This is a genomic window from Psychrobacillus antarcticus (assembly GCF_029533155.1).
In the GTDB taxonomy this organism is placed as follows: domain Bacteria; phylum Bacillota; class Bacilli; order Bacillales_A; family Planococcaceae; genus Psychrobacillus; species Psychrobacillus antarcticus.
Genome location: NZ_JAIZDB010000046.1, coordinates 1 through 20,856, shown reverse-complemented (window position 1 = coordinate 20,856; position 20,856 = coordinate 1). Strand labels below are relative to the sequence as shown.

Genomic DNA, 20,856 nt, shown 5'->3' with positions numbered 1-20,856 from the left:
CAAGTTGATGGGGTTATGTATTCATATGAAATTAGTGACGCAAGTATTTGTATAGACTATGAAGGGATGCGAGAGGAGCAGCGTAAATGTGTGCCAATCTTAAAATGAAAATCCGTGAACAAGCTGGTTACACATTACTGGAGGGAATTCTTCATTTAGCTGTATTTATGCTTTTTGCTCAAGTATTGGCAGGTACTATGTGGTGGTTAACGAACACCGAGTCAAAAGTGACCGACACTACTGAAATAGAATGGGCATTGTTCATCCAGTATGTAGATACCTATTTAACGGAAGTGAGTTCCATCAAGGTTCATGAAAATGCCAGTGGAATCACGATTAAACAAGAAGAAATAAATTATAGGGTTGAGTTTTCCAAAAACTTAATACGTAAAATAAAAAATTTGGATGGTCATGAACAAATGTTAGTAAATGTTAAATCTCTATTTGTTGAAATGGAAGGGAACTCCTTGCGAATGAAAGTTAATTTTTTAAATGATGTGGAGAAGGAGCATGTTTTTTATGTCACATTTGGTACAGAATGAAAGAGGAGTGTTTTTTCCAGCTGTAGTGATTCTGTTGGTAGTTGTCAGTATTTTTCTATTGTCCATTACTGCAGCATATGAATCCAAGTATCAAACATACGATGCCTTAGAGATGTTTTACACGGGTGCAGTAATGGAAGAAATAGAGGTATTCCATCGACAAAATATGCGATAGTTTTCATAAGGCTCATTTTTATAGTTGTAATAAAAAAAGCCACTCTCTATAATAAAGAATAACTTGATGGTATTTTGCGCCGAGAAAATTGTAATTTAGTGAGTTGGTGAATAATGTATAAAGTATATTTAGTTGGATTTATGGGGAGTGGTAAAAGTGCAATTGGTAGAAGGTTGAGCTTTTATTTAAAAATGCCCTACTACGATATGGATAAGGAAATTGTAAGATTGCAAAAAAGAACGATTCCTGAGATTTTCGAGCAAGAGGGAGAGGCGTACTTTCGGAAGTTAGAGACCGACTTTCTTGAAAAATTCCGGAATGAATCGTGCATCATTTCCACTGGTGGTGGGGTGGCCATGAGCGAAAAAAATATTGAAGTGATGCGAAGAACTGGGCTTGTACTTTATTTGGATGCAACTTTTGAAGATATATGGATGCGAATTAAAAACGACAAAAACAGACCAATTGTGCAAAACAGTACAAAGGAAGAATTAGAACAGTTGTTTAGAACGAGAAGGTGGTTTTATAAGAAGGCAGCTCATATTACAGTTCGTACAGAACATAGGCCACTTAGACAAATAACAGAATATGCTGGATATCAAGTAAATAGACTTAAAGGCGAACGCTAATTACTTTCAATTAATAAATGTTCGTCTTTGGCTAATTTATTAAAAAGTATTGCTTCTTTTTTACTTGAATGTTAGGATATAGACAAAGAGTGAGTTATACAGATATCGCGGATGATTATACGGGGAGAGAACGCACCAGTTGCGTCGCCGAAGGAGCAAGTAATGTAAATTATGAATCTCTCAGGCAAAAGAACTCGTATAGGACGCAACTCTGGAGAGCGCTTTCGTTTATCTACGTGAAGCCACCAAAGAGGAAAGCCATTTTGGTAAACTTTCAGGTCCCAGGACAGAGAACCCCTATTTTTTTCGAAGGGGTTTTTCTGTCCTTTTTTTTATGGAAATAGTGAAGGAGGAGAGTATATTGGCAGAGCAGTTGAAACGAACACCTTTATTTGATGTATATGCAAACTATGGAGGGAAAACCATTGACTTTGGTGGATGGGAGCTTCCAGTCCAATTTTCAAGTATCAAGGCAGAGCATGAAGCGGTAAGAACGAAAGCAGGATTATTTGATGTTTCTCATATGGGTGAATTTATCCTAACAGGTACTGACAGTGAGGAATTTCTTCAAAAGCTTATGACGAATGATGTTTCGAAATTAGTAGACGGTCAAGCACAATACACCGCAATGTGTTACAAGGATGGTGGAATTGTGGATGATTTATTGATTTACAAAGTGGAGGACAATCATTATCTCCTGGTTGTAAACGCTGGGAATATTGAAAAAGATTTTAACTGGATGCAGGAACATGTAACAGAAGATGTAACACTAGTAAATAAATCAGAAGAATATGGATTACTCGCGTTACAAGGACCATTAGCTCAGGTCATTTTACAAAAGCTGACTCCTAAAAAGTTAGATGAAATTGGATTCTTCCGTTTTGCAAACAATGTCGATGTTGTAGGCAAAAATGTGATGGTCTCTAGAACTGGTTACACTGGCGAAGATGGATTTGAAATTTACGCTTCCGCAAATGATCTAACTGATCTATGGAGCAGCATTCTAGGTGCTGGTGAAGAGGAAGGCATTGTCCCTTGTGGTTTAGGTGCTCGGGATACTTTACGTTTCGAAGCTTGTTTACCACTATATGGTCAAGAACTATCAAAAGATATTTCACCACTTGAAGCGAATATTGGTTTTGTCGTGAAACTTAAAAAAGAACAAGATTTTAATGGGAAATCTGTCTTGCTTGAACAAAAAGAGAACGGTGTACCTAGAAAAAGTATTGGTATCGAAATGATTGATAAAGGAATTCCACGTACGGGTTATCCAGTATTTGTAGATAACAAGCAAATTGGTCATGTTACTTCAGGTACACAATCACCTACTCTTAAGAAAAACATTGGTCTAGCTTTAATTGACGCAACATTAGCTGAACTTGGGCAAGAGGTAGAAATTGAGATCAGAAATAAAAGATTAAAAGCAATTACAGTAGCGACTCCGTTTTATAAAAGGGAAAAATAAAACACAGAAAGAGGTTGTCCATTGATGAAGCATCGTTATTTACCAATGACTGAGCAGGATCAAAGTGAAATGTTAGATGTAATTGGCATTTCTTCTATTGATGAATTGTTTGCAGATATTCCAGAAAAAGTTCGTTTTAAAGGTGAGTACAATATTAGACCTGCGAAAGCGGAATCTGCCTTATTAAAAGAATTATCCCAGCTTGCTGCAAAAAATGCAGATAGTAAACAATATGCATCTTTTTTAGGTGCCGGTGTATATGATCATTTCAAACCGATCATTGTGGATCATGTTATCTCTAGATCTGAGTTTTATACAGCTTACACTCCTTATCAACCAGAAATTTCGCAAGGGGAGCTTCAAGCTATTTTTGAATTTCAAACAATGATTTGCGAACTAACAGGTATGGACCTTGCGAACTCATCTATGTATGACGGTGGTACGGCACTAGCAGAAGCAGGAAATCTTGCTGCAGCTCATACACGTCGCAAAAAGCTACTCGTTTCAGAAGCGGTTCATCCAGAGTATATAGATGTAGTGAAGGTATATGCAAAAGGACAAAACATTGAAGTAGTGACGGTGCCAATGACAGACGGCGTAACGGATATGGTGAAGTTAGAAGAATTACTCGATGAAGATACTGCGGCAGTTATGGTTCAATACCCTAATTTCTTTGGACAAATTGAAGATTTAGCAAAAGTGGAGCAATTGACTCATGCGCAAAAAGCATTATTCATTGTTTCTGCAAACCCCCTTGCACTTGGTGTGCTAACACCTCCGGGTAAATTTGGAGCAGATATTACAGTAGGAGATGCCCAAGTCTTCGGGATTGCCGAAGCGTTCGGTGGACCTCACTGTGGATTCTTTGCTGTAACTACCAAGCTTATGCGTAAAGTTCCAGGTCGTTTAGTAGGTGAAACTACGGATGAAGAAGGTCGTCGGGGCTATGTATTAACTTTACAGGCTCGTGAACAACATATCCGTCGCGATAAAGCTACATCTAACATCTGTTCCAATCAGGCACTAAATGCACTTGCGGCTTCTGTTGCAATGACTGCACTTGGTAAAAAAGGTGTAAAAGAAATAGCAACTCAAAATATCGTTAAAACACACTATGCAAAACAAGCCTTTGAAAAAGCTGGATTTGAAGTACCGTACCAAGGGGCTCATTTTAACGAAATCGTTGTAAAAGTAAACGGTTCAGTTGCAGATGCGAATAAAGGCCTTCTTGAAAAAGGACTGATCGGTGGTTTTGACTTAGGTCGCGTCAATACGAATCTAAAAAATCATGTATTAATTGCTGTAACAGAACAGCGGACAAAAGAAGAAATTGATGCACTCGTGCAAGAAATGGGGGCTCTTCATGCATAAAGAAAATCAACCACTAATTTTTGAAATAACAAAAGCAGGTCGTGTTGGATATAACTTACCAGAGCTTGACGTACCTGAAGTAGATTTATCAACTCTATTACCACAAGGTATGCAACGCGAGGAAGAAGCGGAATTACCAGAAGTATCTGAGTTGGATATTATGCGTCATTATACCGCATTATCGAACCGTAATCATGGTGTGGATACAGGATTCTACCCACTTGGTTCTTGTACGATGAAATACAATCCAAAAATGAACGAATCAGTAGCACGTTTCCCAGGTTTTGCGAATATTCATCCGTTACAAGATGAAGCTTCTGTTCAAGGTGCATTGGAGTTAATGTATGATCTTCAAGAGCATTTGATCGAAATTACTGGAATGGATGAAGTTACACTTCAACCTGCTGCCGGTGCACACGGGGAATGGACGGCATTAATGATGATCCGTGCATTCCATGAAGCAAATGGGGATACACAGCGTACTAAAGTAATCGTACCTGACTCCGCGCATGGAACAAATCCTGCTTCAGCAACTGTTGCAGGCTTTGAAACGATTACAGTTAAATCTAATGAGGATGGCTTAGTTGATTTAGAGGATTTACGTCGTGTGGCAGGTCCGGATACTGCTGCGTTGATGCTAACAAATCCAAATACATTAGGTTTATTCGAAGAAACTATTTTAGAATTAGCTGAAATTATCCACGGTGTGGGTGGTAAATTATATTATGATGGTGCGAATTTAAATGCAGTTATGTCTAAAGCACGTCCAGGGGATATGGGCTTTGACTGTGTTCACTTGAACTTGCATAAAACATTCACTGGTCCACATGGCGGTGGAGGTCCTGGTTCAGGTCCTGTTGGCGTTAAGGCTGAATTAATACCGTTCCTACCGAGTCCAGTACTTGTAAAAGTAGATGACAAATATACATTTGACTATAACCGTCCACAAACTATCGGCCGAGTAAAACCATTCTACGGAAACTTCGGTATAAATGTTCGTGCATATACGTATATTCGCTCGATGGGTCCAGATGGTCTTAAAGCGGTAACAGAGTATGCAGTATTGAATGCAAACTACATGATGAGACGATTAGAGGGACATTTCGATCTTCCTTATAACCGCCATTGTAAGCATGAATTCGTGCTTAGTGGTCGTCGTCAAAAGAAACTTGGCGTTCGTACGCTAGATATGGCAAAACGTTTACTTGACTTTGGCTATCATCCACCGACAATCTACTTCCCATTGAATGTAGAAGAGGGCATGATGATCGAACCAACAGAAACAGAATCGAAAGAAACATTAGATGCTTTCTGTGATGCATTGATTCAAATTGCGCAAGAAGTAGAAGAAAATCCAGAAATCGTTCAAAATGCTCCGCATACTACGGTGATTAGCCGTTTAGATGAAACAAAAGCTGCTCGTAAACCAGTATTAAGATATATCAAAGCATAATAGAAAAAGTGCGATCCTGACGAAAGGATCGCACTTTTTGCCATACCTTTATTTATTCTTATAGTTGTTTATTTTTAACCTTAACAAATAAAGAAGGAATCCATTTATCCATCATAAAGGCTATAACGATTCCAATGGAGTATCGTTTTAAATCTACTGCGAGAAAACCTTTACCGAGTATGAGAGACCCAAGCATTGTACTGCGAATGGTGTTGATCCAGTCTGCTTGATAGAGCTGGCTAAACTCGATGGAAAAACAAAAAATAAAGCTGAGATAAAACGCCGTATTGTGACTTTTGCTTGCAAAGATAAAACGAAATAGAAAGTACACCATAATTGCCCACAGTGTATCTCCAGTATGATTCACAATAAAATTGGGTAGAACATTTATATATCTACTAGCCAAGCCGAGAAAAATGGAGATCATAATAGCAAATACATAATAGGTCCTTTTCGGTTCATGTGTAAAATGCAAATTGAATCACCCAGTTCATCATTAATAGTTAATGCTAATTAAATTTGTTGGAAGCATTTTTTCATATGCTCGATCAAATGACCGCAGAATCGATTTCTTATGGGGATTTGAATGTCCCTATGATAAAATAAGTGCTTTTATAGATTATGCACCGTCTAGAATGTTTAAAAAGACCGAGCGAGTATATTCTGGAGTGGAGTCTATTATTCTCAATGACTTAAATAGAGGAATGAAAGAAAAAAAGGTTCTTCTAATTAGAAGAACCTTATATTTTATTTAGATTTAACTTTACCTGACCAAGATTTAAAGCCACCTTGGAGTTGGTTCAATTGTGTATATCCTTTTTTCTTTAAAAACATTGCTGCACGAGAGCTTCTTGCCCCACTTTGACAATACAGATAAACTGGCTTGTCTGGACGAATCTCTTTGAAGCGTTGACGAAGTTGAGATGAAGGGATATTTCTTGCTCCCAAAATATGTCCACCATCAAATTCTTTTGGTTCACGAACATCAATGAGTTGTGCTTTACGATAACCCTCAATGAATTGTTCTTGCGTGAGGTTTGTAACAGTTTTCTTTAAACGATATGCTGAGATTCCAGCATAGACTAAAAGTACAACAAGTATAGCGATGACAATATACAATAATTCTAACACGGTCTTACCCCTCTCTATGTTTCCTTATTCATTATAAAAGAAGTGCTAGATACAATTCAATCTATTTGATAAAATGAATCTCGTTGTGAAGGGAGAAATTTGATGGAAAAAGCAAAATGGTACTTTATAAATTCCGGACCGTGTAGCCCATCTTTTAATATGGCAATGGACGAAGCGCTACTAGATTGGCATAGTGAAGGTCTTATTCCACCGGTTATAAGATTTTACGAATGGAATCCAGCTACATTATCAATTGGCTATTTTCAATCAGTGGAAAAAGAAATTGATATGGAAGCTGTAAAAAGATTAGGACTTGGTTTTGTGCGAAGGCCAACTGGGGGAAGGGGGGTACTTCACGAACATGAGCTTACATACAGTGTGATCGTAACAGAAAGCTATCCGAGTATGCCTGCAACTGTAACTGAGGCTTACCGTGTTATAAGTGAGGGTTTACTGTTAGGATTTCAAAACCTTGGTTTAGACGCTTATTTTTCTGTTCCGAACACAGATGAACAAAGAGAAAGTTTAAAAAAACCAAAATCAGCAGTTTGTTTCGATGCACCAAGCTGGTACGAATTAGTAGTAGAAGGAAAAAAGGTTGCTGGTAGTGCCCAAACAAGACAAAAAGGTGTTATCCTACAACATGGTGCAATTTTACTTGACCTGGATGAAGATAAATTAATTCAGACATTTAAATTTTCTTCGGACTCGGTAAAAAATAGAGTGAAGAACAGCCTATCTCAAAAAGCTGTCTCGATTAACAAAATAATATCAAAACCGATAACGATGGAAAAATGCAAAACTGCTTTTAAAAAAGGTTTTGCAGATGCATTAGACATTGAGTTGGTAGAATATAAATTAACACAAGAACAGCTAGATTACGTAAAAGAACTAGAAACGACACGTTATGCTAATGATGAGTGGAACTTTAAAAAATAAAAGTATCAATGTCGCATAGTAAAAATGAAACCTGGGCATTAGTTCTTATATTAAATAATCCTGATTAGTTTCGCTTTACTCTTCTATATGTTGTGTCGTATTATTAATGAAACCCCTACATATTGTGTCAATCGCAATTTGTAGAAAGGAGGAAGAGTAAATGGTTACTACCAAACATGAAACCAAGCTTACTTTAAATGTCGAAGCATTAAACAAAGATATTCAATTATTTCCACAAGTACACGCAATTACACAAGACATGACACTTACACACAAAGGTGTGTCGAGACTTGTCATGATCGATCGCTACTCCTTTAAGGATACAGAAAAGAAAACGTTAAAAGCAGGCGATTTTGTCGTTTTAACAGTGAAAGAAGACCCTAAATTCCCCGCACGTGGTCTAGGATACATCGTTTCTATTAACGAACAAGCGAAAACAGCTGAGGTGCAAATCGAAGAAGATTACCGAAGTGCAATTGACGATGCAGCTAAAATCGAGAGTGGCATTATTACTCGGCCATTAAGCGTTATTGAAAAGCCTCTTGAAGTTTACTACGAGCAAATTGCCAAAAGAAACGCAACAGGTCTTTCATCTGTAGAAAAAACAGAAGAAAAACGAGTGGAATGGTTTGAAAAATTCTATAAACAACTTGTTTCTTTGAAATTCATTCCGGCTGGACGCGTACTATATGGTGCTGGAACAGGAACGGATGTAACTTATTTTAACTGTTATGTAATGCCATTCGTTGCAGATTCTCGTGAGGGGATTAGTGACCACCGTAAACAAGTAATGGAAATTATGAGTCGTGGTGGTGGCGTTGGTACAAACGGTTCTACTCTAAGACCGAGAAATACTTTGGCCCGTGGAGTGAACGGAAAATCATCTGGTTCTGTTTCTTGGTTAGATGATATAGCTAAACTGACTCATCTTGTCGAACAAGGTGGTTCTCGCAGGGGCGCACAAATGATTATGCTAGCAGATTGGCATCCGGATATTGCGGAATTTATCATTTCTAAAATGCAAAATCCGCGTATTTTACGTTTCTTGATTGAAAACACAAATGATGAAACGATCAAACAACTTGCGAAGGACAAGCTTAAATTCAAACCCCTTACTATTCAAGAAGAAGCTATGTACCAAGGAATTATTAATTACAAAGCAATTCCAGGTCTAGGTGGATTTAATAATGAGATCATTCGTGATGCGGAAACGAAATTACGAGATGGCGGAACTTATTCTGTTCACAACTCGGAGTTTTTGACTGGTGCAAACATTTCCATAACGCTTACGGACGATTTTATGAAGGCAGTAGAGGCAGACGGCGACTTTGATTTACGTTTCCCTGCAACAGAAGCCTATTCTCCAGAAGAGATGGATTTCTATAATGAAAATTGGCATAAAATTGGCGATGTTCGTGAGTGGGAAAGAATGGGCTATGAAGTTCGTACTTATCGCACTGTAAAAGCGAAAGAGCTTTGGAATTTGGTTAATATTTGTGCTACTTATTCAGCAGAACCTGGTGTTTTCTTCATCGATAATGCAAATGAGAAAACAAATGCAACAGCATACGGACAAAAAGTTGTCGCTACTAATCCTTGTGGCGAACAACCACTTGCACCATATTCTGTATGTAACCTAGCAGCTGTGAACCTAGCAGAATTTGCAAATAAAGACACCAAAACAGTTAATTATGAAGCATTAAAAGAAACAGTTCGTGTTGGTGTACGGATGCAAGATAACGTAATTGATGCAACTCCATATTTCTTAGAAGAAAATAAAGTACAAGCACTTGGTGAAAGACGTGTAGGTTTAGGGGTTATGGGTCTTGCCGATTTGTTAATTTATTGTGAAAAAGAATATGGTTCCGATGAAGGTAATGTTTTGGTGGACGAAATCTTTAAAACAATTGCAACTGCAGCATATGAAACATCTGCAGAGCTTGCCGTGGAGCGTGGAAGTTTCCCATTCTTAACTGGTGAAACAGAAGAGGAAACAAACCGTTTACGTAAAGCATTTACCGAAACTGGCTTTATGAAGACAATGCCAGAAGAAATTCGTCAATCCATTTTAGAAAATGGTATTCGAAATTCTCATTTATTAACTGTTGCACCTACAGGGTCTACTGGAACAATGGTTGGCGTTTCTACTGGACTTGAGCCGTATTATTCATTCACTTATTATAGAAGTGGGCGTTTAGGTAAATTCATCGAAGTGAAAGCTGATATTGTACAAGAATATTTAGGGAGTAATGAAACAGCTGAAGAAGAAAATCTTCCGGAATGGTTCGTTACTGCTATGGAGCTAGCTCCAGAAGCACATGCAGATGTGCAATGTATCATACAGCGCTGGATTGACAGCTCTATTTCTAAAACGGTCAACGCACCTCGTGGATATACAGTCGAACAGGTAGAAGGCGTGTACGAACGTTTATATCGCGGTGGAGCTAAGGGTGGTACTGTCTATGTCGATGGAAGTCGTGACTCTCAAGTATTAACGCTAAAAGCAGAGGATAATACATTAGAAGATCATCCGAAAGAAGAAAGAGTAGAAAAAAGACATGTAGTTTTAATAGATACAATTCAAGACTTACGTTCAACTAATGTAAATATTGGTTCTGAGGTTGGAAATACATGTCCTGTTTGTCGTCAAGGTACTGTGGAAGAAATGGGTGGATGTAACACATGCACCAACTGCAATGCCCAACTAAAATGTGGATTGTAAATAACAAAAGCGAAAGCGCCTATGTCTGCCGCAACAGGCAAATGGGGATGGGGTAGGTCTGCAAAGTGCGCCACATCCTGTGTCAATGCAGACATGACCCGCATCGTGCGTGCCCAGGAGGCAGCTCCTCAGCCGCCACAAGCGTACTTGTTTGCGATGAGCTTTGCTCAGGAGCAGCTTTTTTCTATTTGACCCCGAGGGGCAACGTTCTTCTGCGACGAGCTTTGCGCAGGAGCAACGTTCTTCTGCGACGAGCTTTGCGCAGGAGCAAGGCGCTGGAGTCTAGACGAAGATTCACGTGTAGAAAGTTATCTACCTTTCCATGGATTTCATGTTTTTCTATTTTTATGTTAAAGCACAAGCTGATAATCCCTTATCACTTGTGCTTTTATTTTGTTCCTAGGTTTAATAACTAGTTCATTCGCTTAAACTATGGAAAAACAAAGGAGATTTGCATGAAAGGATTATCAATCAGTACTAGTCTCGTTGCAGCATTGGGAACGACTATTCTATTTAAATTCCTCGATTATTTCAAGTTCATTAAATGGAACCCGATCGGATATACGAAGACCTTTCCGCTTTTTAAAGAAAGCAATGTATTTGTTAAATGGATCATATTGTTTTTATTCATATGGGGAATTTGTTTCTTGTTATATTATGTTTGTTTATTGTTTGCCAAAATTCCGGTTTCCATAACTAGCATTGTGTTGGGGCTTTTAATCGCCTTTACACTGGAGTGGTTTATACTTGATGCAGATTCTATAGATAAAACGATAAAGAAATTATCTATACCATTTATATGTATTGTTATTGTTGCTGTCCGTTTCGTTATGGAATCAGCGATTTTTCACTCGCAAGACAATCCCTTAGGGAAATGAAAAATTTACCGTCCTCGCTTACTATGATAAAATATACAAAGAAGTTATATTGATAATGAGAAGAGGGCGAAAAATGAAACTTAGTAAATTACGTGCAGCACTTGAAGAAAACGGAGTAGACGCTTTGTTAATAACGAATGGTCATAGCCGTAGATATATGACTGGATTTACAGGTACAGCTGGTGTAGTAATTATTTCTAAAACCGATGCGGTGTTTATTACGGATTTCCGTTATACAGAGCAAGCTGCTAGTGAGATCAAGGATTTCCGTATTGTACAACATAAGAAAACAATGATGGAAGAAATTGCTACTCAAGTGACAGATATGGGGATAAACTCATTAGGATTTGAAAAAAGTGATGTAACATATAGTGATTATGAACTATATAAACTAGCTATACAAGCTGATTTAGTGCCACTAGCAGGACTTGTAGAAAAAATCCGCTTGATAAAGACGGATGAAGAGATTAGTATAATAAAGGCAGCTTGTCGTATTGCTGACGAAGCATATGAGCATATCGTTACTTACATAAAACCAGGTATGACTGAGCTTGAAGTATCCAATGAGCTAGAATTTTTCATGCGCAAAAAAGGGGCAACCTCCTCTTCGTTTGATACAATAGTAGCTTCTGGAACACGTTCAGCACTTCCACACGGGGTTGCTACGGATAAGGTCATTGAAAATGGGGATTTTGTTACTTTAGATTTCGGTGCATTATACAATGGGTATATTTCGGATACAACACGTACTGTGGCAGTTGGGGAACCAAGTGATCAATTGAAAGAAATTTATCAAGTAGTTCTAGACTCTCAACTATTAGCTTTAGAAAAAGTTAAACCTGGAATGACTGGTAAAGAAGCAGACGCTATTGCTAGGGACTATATTGCTTCAAAAGGTTACGGAGAAGCATTTGGCCATTCATTAGGGCATGGGATTGGATTAGAAGTACATGAAGGTCCTGGATTATCCTTCCGCTCTGATATCGTTTTAGAACCAGGTATGGTTATTACGATAGAACCGGGTATTTATCTGCCAGCTATTGGTGGAGTGCGAATCGAAGATGATGCACTAGTTACAGAGAATGGTTTAGAAAAGTTAACGCATTCGACAAAAGAATTACTAATCTTATCTTAATTTGGAGGAAAAATAATGATTTCAGTAAATGATTTTAAAACAGGCTTAACCATTTTAGTTGATGGTGTATTATACCGAGTATTGGATTTCCAACATGTTAAACCTGGTAAAGGTGCTGCATTTGTACGTTCTAAATTGAGAAATTTACGTAACGGTTCAGTGAATGAAAAAACATTCCGTGCTGGAGAAAAAGTTGAAAAAGCTCAAATTGATAACCTGAAAATGCAATATCTATATGCTAGTGGTGATCAGCATATATTCATGGATACAGAGTCTTACGAACAACTTGAACTAAGTGACAAACAAATCGAGTATGAACTAAAATTCTTACGTGAAAATATGGAAATACATGTAATTCAATTCCAAGGAGAAATACTAGGAGTAGAATTACCAAAATCAGTTGTTCTGGAAGTAACAGAAACAGAACCAGGTATTAAAGGCGATACTTCAGGTGGCGGTTCTAAAACTGCTAGTCTTGAAACAGGTTTAATAGTAACGGTTCCATTGTTTATCAATGTTGGAGATAAACTAATCATCAACACAGATGAAGGTTCATACGTATCAAGAGCACAATAACTTTCTAAAAAGAGTCTCACATCTGTGAGGCTCTTTTTTCATGAAGGGCACTGTTAGTTGATATTGTTGGTATTCATATATAAGAAAGGGACTTCCTATTGGAAATCCCTGTTCTTTATCTATAATGTACTATTGTTGATACTCAGCATGATTATGACGTGTGCAACCAAATAGATAACATGCTGTCTGGATAGATGTATCAAATTTCATGATGGGAATATAACCAGTCGAGATTTGTTCAAACATTTGTTCATACTCTGTCTTTTCATCAAGTAACTCTTTAACGTTGGCTTCTTTATCGTTTTCTGACCAATCCTCATCACATTCTTCTTCATATGCTTCTTTAATTTCTTCTATTTTTTGATTGATAACTTCATTCAGTACTTCATGAGAACGAGTTGTATTATTTAATTTCAGCATCGAATAAACATATCGACTAATCCAATTAGGTTGTTTCCAATAAACATTCCAACCCTTTTCAAACAATCTTATAGCTTCTTTATAATAACCCAACTCTACATATAAATCCGCCACATCAACTTCACCGACAAACTCATCATCATTTTCAGAAAATGTATCAAGTTTAAGTTTTGCATCACTAATATTTCCTAATTCAATTAAACACTTTACATGACTATACATTGCATAATCAGAGTTTTCTGAAGCCAGAAGAAAATATTTTGAAGCATCTTTTATGTTACCAAGATGATAATTAGCAACAGCTAAATTATTATAAGAAGTTTTGGAAGGGAAAATAGAGATTGATTTTAGCAAAACATCTTTTGCGTAATTCCACTTTTCTTGCCTAATATAAATTTCACCTAATAAATTATATGGAAAATTTGAAGTAGAATTCATATTTATTGCTTCTTCCACTAAACCAAGTGCTTTTGTATCATCATATTCTTCATAACAATATACCCAAGCAAGATTAGTTAAAGACTGTACATTTCTTGATTCGTATACTGCTTTTTGAAATAACATTAATGCATCTTCATATTCATTTTTTTCAAGTAAATCAATTGCTTTTTGATTGATATTCAAATATTTCCCCCTCTTGTTTACAGTTTAAATTCAAAGGTTAAAGACTGATAGCCTTATCTTATCATAGGTAACATTAGTAGAGAATAAGCAACTATCCACAATCATTTTACTTATAGTAGTATTATCGTTACGGTGCTTAATAATTTCTAAGAATTGAAACCAACTCAATATAATGGTCGAAGTATTTAGAAGCTACGCCATTGAAACGGTCAATCCATCCTTTAAGACGACTGTGATAATTATTTACATTTTGAATATGATATAGACCTTTAACTCGTTCCTTACCTATAGGCTCCAAGTTATCTACTTCTAATATACTTTGCACTGATGCCTGGAGAGCATTTAAGACTTACGCAACTGAAAAAGGATTAGAGCATTATTATTATTATTATAAATCTCATACACTGGATAAAATACAACCATTTATGAGGAAGGTGAGTTGGGTGTAGTGGAGTATTAATTACATCTGTAAAAGTTTTTCGGCAATCTTAACAGTGATAGCGTTGAAGCTCCATTGTTTTCAAACCAACTTTTACTGAATATTTTCCAATGCGAACAGCGTTATTCGAATGGCAATGGCTGCAAGTGTATTCGTCCTTATGTTTCTGCTCGGATACTTCATTGAAAATTGGCTCATTTGCAGAATAAGAATCAAGAGATTTTGTGAAAAACTCTTTTAAACGATATTGGTCTGCTGTACTGAGTTTTTCAATCTCTTTAATAATTTCCCTCAACGCCATTCAATAACACTTACTCTCGTCTTTTTTACAGAATAGAGCTATTTTTATCGATTTTATTCAACATCAACATTTTTATTTAACAGAGCCTCATGAAGAAAGTATAAGACTAATTTGCTGCGATCTGAAAGTTCATAGTAAATTAAAGAAATAAACGATACTTCTGATTTCCGTTTCATGCGGACGCTTTTCGCGGGGGGAGCGATGAGTCGTCACACTCCTCGCCGAATTGGCCTCCTTACTCTCCAATCATTTAGACGAGTTATACTCAACCATAAGATAGAGCATAGCTTATCGCTTATATGTTAAGAGTATCCAAAGTTAATATAGGGATAATACTGTCTTTAAGTAAGTATCTTTTCTTTAGTTAGACAAAAACGCACTTCCCTGTTTCTAAGAGTTGTAGAAGGGCGACGGACAGTCAATAGCCATAAGATTACCGAGAAAAAAAGATGCTGGTCGTGACTTCAGTCACGACCAGCATCTTTAAAAAATCAAACGGTAATTATATAGCGATAAGACTGTCCTTAGCTCTTCGAAAACAGTAGAAACAGGTTTAGATCTATAAAGGACCGGGCAATATATCCGACTCCTCATATTATCTATTGATCCTTCCTATCTTGAACTTTTCTTTCATAATTGGTCGGGCGACATCATATGTTGTTTGTATGGAAGGGGGAGGCATTGTGGAACTTCACGATGTACTTCGAGTTGCGGGAATTGGTATTTTAATAGCTATTCTTCACTTGTTTTTTGAATCTACTGGAAAAAAGGAATTTGCGTTTTTTTTATTTTTCGTTGGTTATATCTATATGACAATTGAATTATTGCGACTGTTAAAATTATTTTTTTACGAAATATCTACATTCTTAGAATGGCTTATGATGACGAGTTAGCGAATGGTTATTTACATTACAATTATTCTAGCATTCATTCTGTTGCAACTCATAAAAGAAATATACCCACGCATCCATTCCATTGTATATACGATTTATATTTTTCTATTTCTAACATATCTATTCACCGTAATTATCATTCCTTATGCCTCCCAATATATCTCCCTAGTACCAGCGAACCTACTACCGGTCTTTAAACTACTTTTATTTTCCGTTATATTGCTAGTTCTTTCCCAAATAATTGAAGAACTTCTATTGGACTATGAGTATACAAGCCTTGCATCATTATTTGCTTTTACAACAAAAGCTATTTTACTTATTGTCTGGCTAAAACATATGAAGCAATTCTATGGCAAGTTTTTATCACTTTTGGAACTACTCTCTTGAAGGAATGAACAATCATGGAAGAAATACTAAAGTCTTTGGTCCAACCGGTCAAAGAAGTAGCACAAACATTTTCGTACATGCTATTATTCGGATTTATCTTTATCTGCCTAGAGTGGTTTATTCCTTCGAGTAAAAGATTATTTAAACTAATGTTCATGTTAATCATATGTATCTATTGTTTGGAACCAGCTATTCGAGCCTTGCAATTGATTCAGTCAATGACGAGTGAATTGGTAACACTCTTCCTGAGTATATATCCAATTTTAACACTTGGAATTGCTGCTTCAGGAGGAGCATTTTTAATAACTTCATGGAATCCAGCTGTCATGTTATTCGCATCCTTTACTACCGTGTTAGCAGGTAAAATTTTAATACCTGCAATTATGGCTGCCTTTATATTTGATTTGATCAGTAGAATTCATCCACCAACCTCATTTGCGAAAATGTCTGATCTCATCCGTTTAACTTTAATAGGCTCAACGTCTATTATTCTTCTCTTATATAGTATTTTCATGTCCGTAAATGGAGTGATTACGTGGGCGGTAAGTGGCACTGTCAATGAAACCGTAAAACGGCTAATACAAAATAATATTCCAATTGTCGGATCTTTACTAACAGAAAGTATCAGTACGATGAAAAACTTTTCCTCTTCTGCTTCTGTCATAACTGGAAATGCCGTTATTATCTCTCTGTTAGTGTTGGTGGCAATTCCAACTATCCAAACCATTCTAATTGCTTTTTTATACCGCTTACTAGGTGCTATATTAGAACCTTTTGTAGACGGCAATATAAGCGGATTACTAGATGATATCGGAAAGACACTCTTCGTTCTTTCTATTATTTCTGTATTAATTGCTTTTACATTTTTCTTCACGATTATATTAACGATGCTATTTGCAAAACTATTAATAACTGGGAAAGGATAGTAACCATCGTTACGACACTTCTCTTTGGTATATTATTTATTGTTCTAGCGGGCGAACTGCTTTCTATCTTACTGGAGCATACAGATAAGGAACGAACGGGATTTCTCACGAAAATAGCGATTATCTATTGGATTATGAGCTTTCTCTTCATATAAACAGGTTGTCTTGCATAAAGTATTGTAACCATCATGAAAAGAAGGGTGACTCACCATTTCAATTAAACAAAAACCCACTTTTCGTTTTGTTGTCATTTGTATAGCTGTCCTTTTTATGAGTCTCCTTTTTTCTGACTTACTCACTCGTGATGAGGGAAATGTTGTTGAACCCGATGATGCAGTCAACCAAACTACAGACCTAACTTCGATTTTGGAGAAGATAAACGGAGTTGGTAAAGTTGCAGTTTATTTCCATTACGAGGAAAGTGCTGAAAAGACTGCGGAAAGTGACGCATCATTTTTCCAGTGGACAAGTGACACTAAAAAGGACAAGGAGAAATTGATTGGAATACTAGTAGTTGCGGAAGGGGCGAACGACAAACGTATACAAAATAGTTTAATAAAGACACTATCATCTGTATTGCAAATAGCTCCACATCGAATTGTGATTGAAGAAATGGAATTGGAGGATAAAAAATATGAATAGAAAAAGATCTGTATGGTTTTTAACATTATTTAGTTTAGTAGCTGTAGTGACGGTTTTTTATGTATCGGATCGACCATCACCATTCGATGGAATTGCTCTATTTTCCGATAAAACGCTAGATGAGGTAGGGTTAGTAGAAACATCTTCAACAAATGAAGAATCTATCCTTTCGAAGAGTAATGCATTTGAAGAAATGAGAATGGAAGTAACAGATAAACGCAGTCAACTTCGTGATCAATTAGCTACAAAAGCAGGTTCCAATGAATTTACCGCAGAAGAAAAAAACGAGGCTTTTAACCAAATTGAAGAATTAGTTAAAATTGATTCTACAGAAGCGATGCTGGAGTTAATTATTGAGTCATTAGGTTATGATGACGCACTAGTGCGTATAGAAGATAATGATGTGTTAATAGATGTTGTTTCTAACGAACAATCGACTAAAAAGGCATCCGAAATTATATATGCGGTTAAGCGCGAGTGGCCAAAAGCTTATAGTGTTGAAGTAAATTTTGATGGCCAGTAATCAATAAAAAAACGCAAAAGTACTTAACATATAGCAATATTAAAGAGTGCCTGAAATGGCGCTTTTTTTTATTATTTCAGAATAATTCAGGCTATCTATTTCAAATTTGCTTGAAAACGTCTAAAATAGAGTATGGAGCAATAAATATTGTAAATAAAAGGGGATTAATAAAATGAAGATTCAAGAAATAAGAGAAATTATCAAACTAGTCGATCAGTCGTCATTAAATGAATTTTTATACGAATCAGAAGGTACTAAGATTAAATTGAAAAAACATGTAAAAGGTTTTGAAAACTCATCTAGCGAAACCTTTGAAAGTTCATCTTATGTAGAACAGCCTAAGCAAGTAGAAGTGAATTCACCTATCACACAAGAGACACCAAAGGAAACTGTTGTAGAAGAAGCTACTCCTAGTATTGTGGATAGTTCATTACATACAATTATTTCACCAATGGTTGGTACGTTTTATAAGTCCTCTTCTCCTGAAGTATCAGCATACGTTGAGGTAGGTACAAAAGTGTCTAACGACTCGGTTGTCTGTATCGTAGAAGCAATGAAGCTGTTCAATGAAATTGAAGCAGAAATTGACGGAGAAGTTGTAGAAGTTCTTGTGAAAGATGGACAATTAGTTGAATATGGTCAACCTCTGTTCCTCGTTAAAGGAAACTAAGAAGGGAGCAAGGATGATGAAAAAAGTACTTATTGCCAATCGCGGAGAAATAGCTGTTCGTATAATACGTGCATGTAAAGAATTAGATATCGAAACAGTTGCAGTATATTCTGAAGCAGATCGAGAAGCACTGCATGTGCAAATTGCGGATGAAGCATACTGTATCGGTCCAAGACTTTCAAAGGATTCCTATTTGAATTTTTCAAATATCATCACTGTAGCAAAACTAACAGGCTGTGACGGGATTCATCCTGGTTATGGATTCTTAGCAGAAAATGCAGAGTTTGCGGAGCTATGTGAAGAATGTGATATTAAATTTATCGGACCAACTTCCTCTGCTATTAGGAGCATGGGGATTAAAGACGTAGCAAAAGAAACCATGCAAAAAGCAGGAGTTCCAACAGTTCCAGGATCAAAAGGTATTGTAGAAACTGACGAAGATGCTTTAAAAGTTGCGAATGAAATAGGATTCCCAGTCATTATCAAAGCTACAGCTGGTGGTGGTGGTAAAGGGATACGAGTTGCAAAAGATGAGGAAGATCTTCTAAATGGCATTAAAATTACTCAAAAAGAAGCTGCAGCAGCATTTGGTAACCCTGGCGTTTACTTAGAGAAATATATTGAAATATTCCGTCATGTGGAAATTCAAGTATTAGCTGATGGTCACGGAAATGCGGTTCACCTAGGAGAACGCGATTGTACCGTACAGCGCAGAATGCAAAAACTAGTGGAAGAAGCACCTTCTCCTGCATTATCAGAAGAGCTTCGTACTGAAATGGGAGACGCTGCTGTAAAGGCAGCTCTTGCTGTAGGTTATGAAAGTGCGGGTACAGTAGAATTTATCTTTGACCATATAGCACAAAAATTCTACTTCATGGAGATGAACACGCGTATTCAAGTGGAGCATCCTGTCACAGAAATGGTTACTGGTGTAGATTTGATCAAACAAATGCTATTAGTTGCGTCTGGTGAAAAATTGCCTTTCGAGCAAAAAGACATTAAACTTAATGGATGGGCAATCGAATGTCGCATTAATGCAGAGAACCCTTCGAAAAACTTTATGCCTTCTCCAGGATTAGTTGATTTTTATTTAGCTCCAGGTGGCTTAGGGGTTCGTGTAGATTCGGCTGTATACCCAGGTTATACGATTCCACCATTTTATGATTCAATGGTTGCAAAGCTTATCGTCCATGCTGCAACTCGAGAAGAAGCAATCGCAAAAATGAAACGCGCATTAAGTGAATTTGCTATCGAAGGAGTCGAAACTACCATTGGATTCCATTCGAAGCTCATGAATCATGAAGTATTTGTGTCAGGTGATTTTGATACGAAATTCTTAGAAAAATATGATGTAATGAATTCATAATAAGGAGTGAAGGATATGACGGAAACTACGGAACAAAAGTTTGTTCAAATGACTCCTGAAGGAAAAGAAAATTTAGGGACAATAGAAATTGCTCCTGAAGTAATTACAGTAATTGCTGGAATTGCTACAAACGAAGTAGAAGGTATTGCTGGTACACGAGGAAACTTTGCAGCAGGTGTAGTAGAACGTTTAGGGAAAAAAGTACATGGCAAAGGTATTAAAACGGAGATTAACAATGATGGACTGTTTATCGATGTATATTGCCTTGTGAAATATGGCACATCTGTTCCTACGGTTGCAAGAGAAGTACAATCGCAAATTCGTCAAGCAATCGAAAATATGACGAGTCTAATACCTAAAGAAGTAAATATTCATATTACAGGTGTTCAATTCGATTCAGTAGAATAAAAGAGAAAGAGCTATTAGTTAGATAGCTCTTTCTCTTTTTTTTGCCTTTCTAATACACATACTTCAACAAAATATGCTATGATTGTCTAGATAGTTACATTTAAAGGAGAACTAAATAATGAAACGAAGACAAGCCAGAGAATTAGCATTACAAGCATTATTTCAATTAGATAATCATGAAATTTCCATAGAAGAAGCTATTGGACATGTTACGGAAGAAACAGATTCTTTCTTAACACAA

The 20,856-nt window shown here is 36.8% G+C and carries 22 protein-coding genes, 2 pseudogenes and 1 riboswitch; of the genes and pseudogenes, 19 read left to right on the top strand and 5 right to left on the bottom strand.

The window, feature by feature from the left end:
- Nucleotides 1-86: 86 nt before the first annotated feature.
- The 6 genes from comGF to gcvPB all read left to right on the top strand — a co-directional run bounded on the left by comGF (nt 87) and on the right by gcvPB (nt 5,635).
- Nucleotides 87-542 (top strand): competence type IV pilus minor pilin ComGF, encoded by a 456-nt coding sequence (gene comGF / locus LDK52_RS18885; RefSeq protein ID WP_277587468.1) that lies wholly within the window; start codon nt 87-89, stop codon nt 540-542.
- Entirely contained in the window at nt 520-717 is a 198-nt protein-coding gene (locus tag LDK52_RS18880) for a hypothetical protein (RefSeq protein ID WP_277587467.1), read from the top strand. Before comGF ends, LDK52_RS18880 begins: the two co-directional genes overlap by 23 nt.
- Before the next feature lie 113 nt (nt 718-830).
- The gene (locus LDK52_RS18875; protein ID WP_277587466.1) at nt 831-1,346 is read left to right on the top strand and encodes a shikimate kinase; all 516 of its coding nucleotides are present in this window, start codon (nt 831-833) and stop codon (nt 1,344-1,346) included.
- A 111-nt stretch (nt 1,347-1,457) separates the two neighbouring features.
- Nucleotides 1,458-1,552: riboswitch (glycine riboswitch) on the top strand.
- Nucleotides 1,553-1,707: 155 nt separating this feature from the next.
- Nucleotides 1,708-2,811 (top strand): glycine cleavage system aminomethyltransferase GcvT, encoded by a 1,104-nt coding sequence (gcvT, locus tag LDK52_RS18870; RefSeq protein ID WP_479687891.1) that lies wholly within the window; start codon nt 1,708-1,710, stop codon nt 2,809-2,811.
- A gap of 24 nt (nt 2,812-2,835) precedes the next feature.
- Complete coding sequence (gene gcvPA / locus LDK52_RS18865) at nt 2,836-4,182, top strand: aminomethyl-transferring glycine dehydrogenase subunit GcvPA (protein WP_277587464.1); 1,347 nt, start codon at nt 2,836-2,838, stop codon at nt 4,180-4,182.
- Nucleotides 4,175-5,635: an aminomethyl-transferring glycine dehydrogenase subunit GcvPB gene (gene gcvPB / locus LDK52_RS18860; RefSeq protein WP_277587463.1), complete on the top strand. Its 1,461-nt coding sequence runs from the start codon at nt 4,175-4,177 to the stop codon at nt 5,633-5,635. Before gcvPA ends, gcvPB begins: the two co-directional genes overlap by 8 nt.
- A 58-nt stretch (nt 5,636-5,693) precedes the next feature.
- On the opposite strand, the gene LDK52_RS18855 is transcribed toward gcvPB, so the two are convergent.
- Nucleotides 5,694-6,110, bottom strand: coding sequence for a ribosomal maturation YjgA family protein (locus LDK52_RS18855; RefSeq protein WP_277587462.1), 417 nt, complete (start codon nt 6,108-6,110; stop codon nt 5,694-5,696).
- A 272-nt stretch (nt 6,111-6,382) separates the two neighbouring features.
- Nucleotides 6,383-6,766, bottom strand: coding sequence for a rhodanese-like domain-containing protein (locus LDK52_RS18850; protein WP_277587461.1), 384 nt, complete (start codon nt 6,764-6,766; stop codon nt 6,383-6,385).
- A 102-nt stretch (nt 6,767-6,868) separates the two neighbouring features.
- On the opposite strand from LDK52_RS18850, the gene LDK52_RS18845 reads away from it, so the two are divergent.
- The 5 genes from LDK52_RS18845 to efp all read left to right on the top strand — a co-directional run bounded on the left by LDK52_RS18845 (nt 6,869) and on the right by efp (nt 13,016).
- Entirely contained in the window at nt 6,869-7,705 is an 837-nt protein-coding gene (locus LDK52_RS18845; RefSeq protein WP_277587460.1) for a lipoate--protein ligase family protein, read from the top strand.
- A 160-nt stretch (nt 7,706-7,865) separates the two neighbouring features.
- Nucleotides 7,866-10,427 (top strand): vitamin B12-dependent ribonucleotide reductase, encoded by a 2,562-nt coding sequence (locus LDK52_RS18840; protein ID WP_277587459.1) that lies wholly within the window; start codon nt 7,866-7,868, stop codon nt 10,425-10,427.
- A gap of 455 nt (nt 10,428-10,882) precedes the next feature.
- Nucleotides 10,883-11,305, top strand: a complete 423-nt coding sequence (locus tag LDK52_RS18835; RefSeq protein ID WP_277587458.1) for a hypothetical protein — start codon at nt 10,883-10,885, stop codon at nt 11,303-11,305.
- A gap of 73 nt (nt 11,306-11,378) precedes the next feature.
- Nucleotides 11,379-12,440, top strand: coding sequence for a M24 family metallopeptidase (locus LDK52_RS18830; RefSeq protein ID WP_277587457.1), 1,062 nt, complete (start codon nt 11,379-11,381; stop codon nt 12,438-12,440).
- Between the two features lie 15 nt (nt 12,441-12,455).
- Nucleotides 12,456-13,016: an elongation factor P gene (efp, locus tag LDK52_RS18825; protein WP_277587456.1), complete on the top strand. Its 561-nt coding sequence runs from the start codon at nt 12,456-12,458 to the stop codon at nt 13,014-13,016.
- Between the two features lie 129 nt (nt 13,017-13,145).
- Here the strand turns inward: efp and LDK52_RS18820 are convergent, their stop codons facing one another.
- The 3 genes and pseudogenes from LDK52_RS18820 to LDK52_RS18810 form a co-directional block, all read right to left on the bottom strand.
- Nucleotides 13,146-14,060, bottom strand: coding sequence for a tetratricopeptide repeat protein (locus LDK52_RS18820; RefSeq protein WP_277587455.1), 915 nt, complete (start codon nt 14,058-14,060; stop codon nt 13,146-13,148).
- A 30-nt stretch (nt 14,061-14,090) separates the two neighbouring features.
- A pseudogene (locus tag LDK52_RS18815) lies at nt 14,091-14,346 on the bottom strand (IS1595 family transposase); the annotation flags it as partial.
- Between the two features lie 115 nt (nt 14,347-14,461).
- Nucleotides 14,462-14,800, bottom strand: a pseudogene (locus tag LDK52_RS18810) (transposase); the annotation flags it as partial.
- A 683-nt stretch (nt 14,801-15,483) separates the two neighbouring features.
- Here LDK52_RS18810 and LDK52_RS18805 point away from each other — a divergent pair.
- The 8 genes from LDK52_RS18805 (at nt 15,484) to LDK52_RS18770 (ending at nt 20,615) form a co-directional block, all read left to right on the top strand.
- Nucleotides 15,484-15,693 carry a SpoIIIAC/SpoIIIAD family protein gene (locus LDK52_RS18805; RefSeq protein WP_093538422.1) on the top strand — a complete coding sequence of 70 codons (210 nt, stop codon included), beginning with the start codon at nt 15,484-15,486 and terminating at the stop codon, nt 15,691-15,693.
- Nucleotides 15,694-15,696: 3 nt separating this feature from the next.
- A complete protein-coding gene (locus LDK52_RS18800; RefSeq protein ID WP_277587454.1) occupies nt 15,697-16,080 on the top strand; it encodes a hypothetical protein in 384 nt (127 codons plus the stop codon).
- Nucleotides 16,081-16,094: 14 nt separating this feature from the next.
- Complete coding sequence (locus tag LDK52_RS18795; RefSeq protein ID WP_277587453.1) at nt 16,095-17,006, top strand: stage III sporulation protein AE; 912 nt, start codon at nt 16,095-16,097, stop codon at nt 17,004-17,006.
- A 270-nt stretch (nt 17,007-17,276) separates the two neighbouring features.
- Nucleotides 17,277-17,648 carry a hypothetical protein gene (locus tag LDK52_RS18790; RefSeq protein WP_277587452.1) on the top strand — a complete coding sequence of 124 codons (372 nt, stop codon included), beginning with the start codon at nt 17,277-17,279 and terminating at the stop codon, nt 17,646-17,648.
- Nucleotides 17,641-18,171 carry a SpoIIIAH-like family protein gene (locus tag LDK52_RS18785; RefSeq protein WP_277587451.1) on the top strand — a complete coding sequence of 177 codons (531 nt, stop codon included), beginning with the start codon at nt 17,641-17,643 and terminating at the stop codon, nt 18,169-18,171. Before LDK52_RS18790 ends, LDK52_RS18785 begins: the two co-directional genes overlap by 8 nt.
- Nucleotides 18,172-18,343: 172 nt before the next feature.
- Nucleotides 18,344-18,841 (top strand): acetyl-CoA carboxylase biotin carboxyl carrier protein, encoded by a 498-nt coding sequence (accB, locus tag LDK52_RS18780; RefSeq protein ID WP_277587450.1) that lies wholly within the window; start codon nt 18,344-18,346, stop codon nt 18,839-18,841.
- Between the two features lie 13 nt (nt 18,842-18,854).
- Nucleotides 18,855-20,207: an acetyl-CoA carboxylase biotin carboxylase subunit gene (gene accC / locus LDK52_RS18775; protein WP_277587449.1), complete on the top strand. Its 1,353-nt coding sequence runs from the start codon at nt 18,855-18,857 to the stop codon at nt 20,205-20,207.
- Nucleotides 20,208-20,222: 15 nt separating this feature from the next.
- Nucleotides 20,223-20,615 (top strand): Asp23/Gls24 family envelope stress response protein, encoded by a 393-nt coding sequence (locus tag LDK52_RS18770; RefSeq protein ID WP_277587448.1) that lies wholly within the window; start codon nt 20,223-20,225, stop codon nt 20,613-20,615.
- The last annotated feature ends 241 nt before the right edge of the window (nt 20,616-20,856 follow it).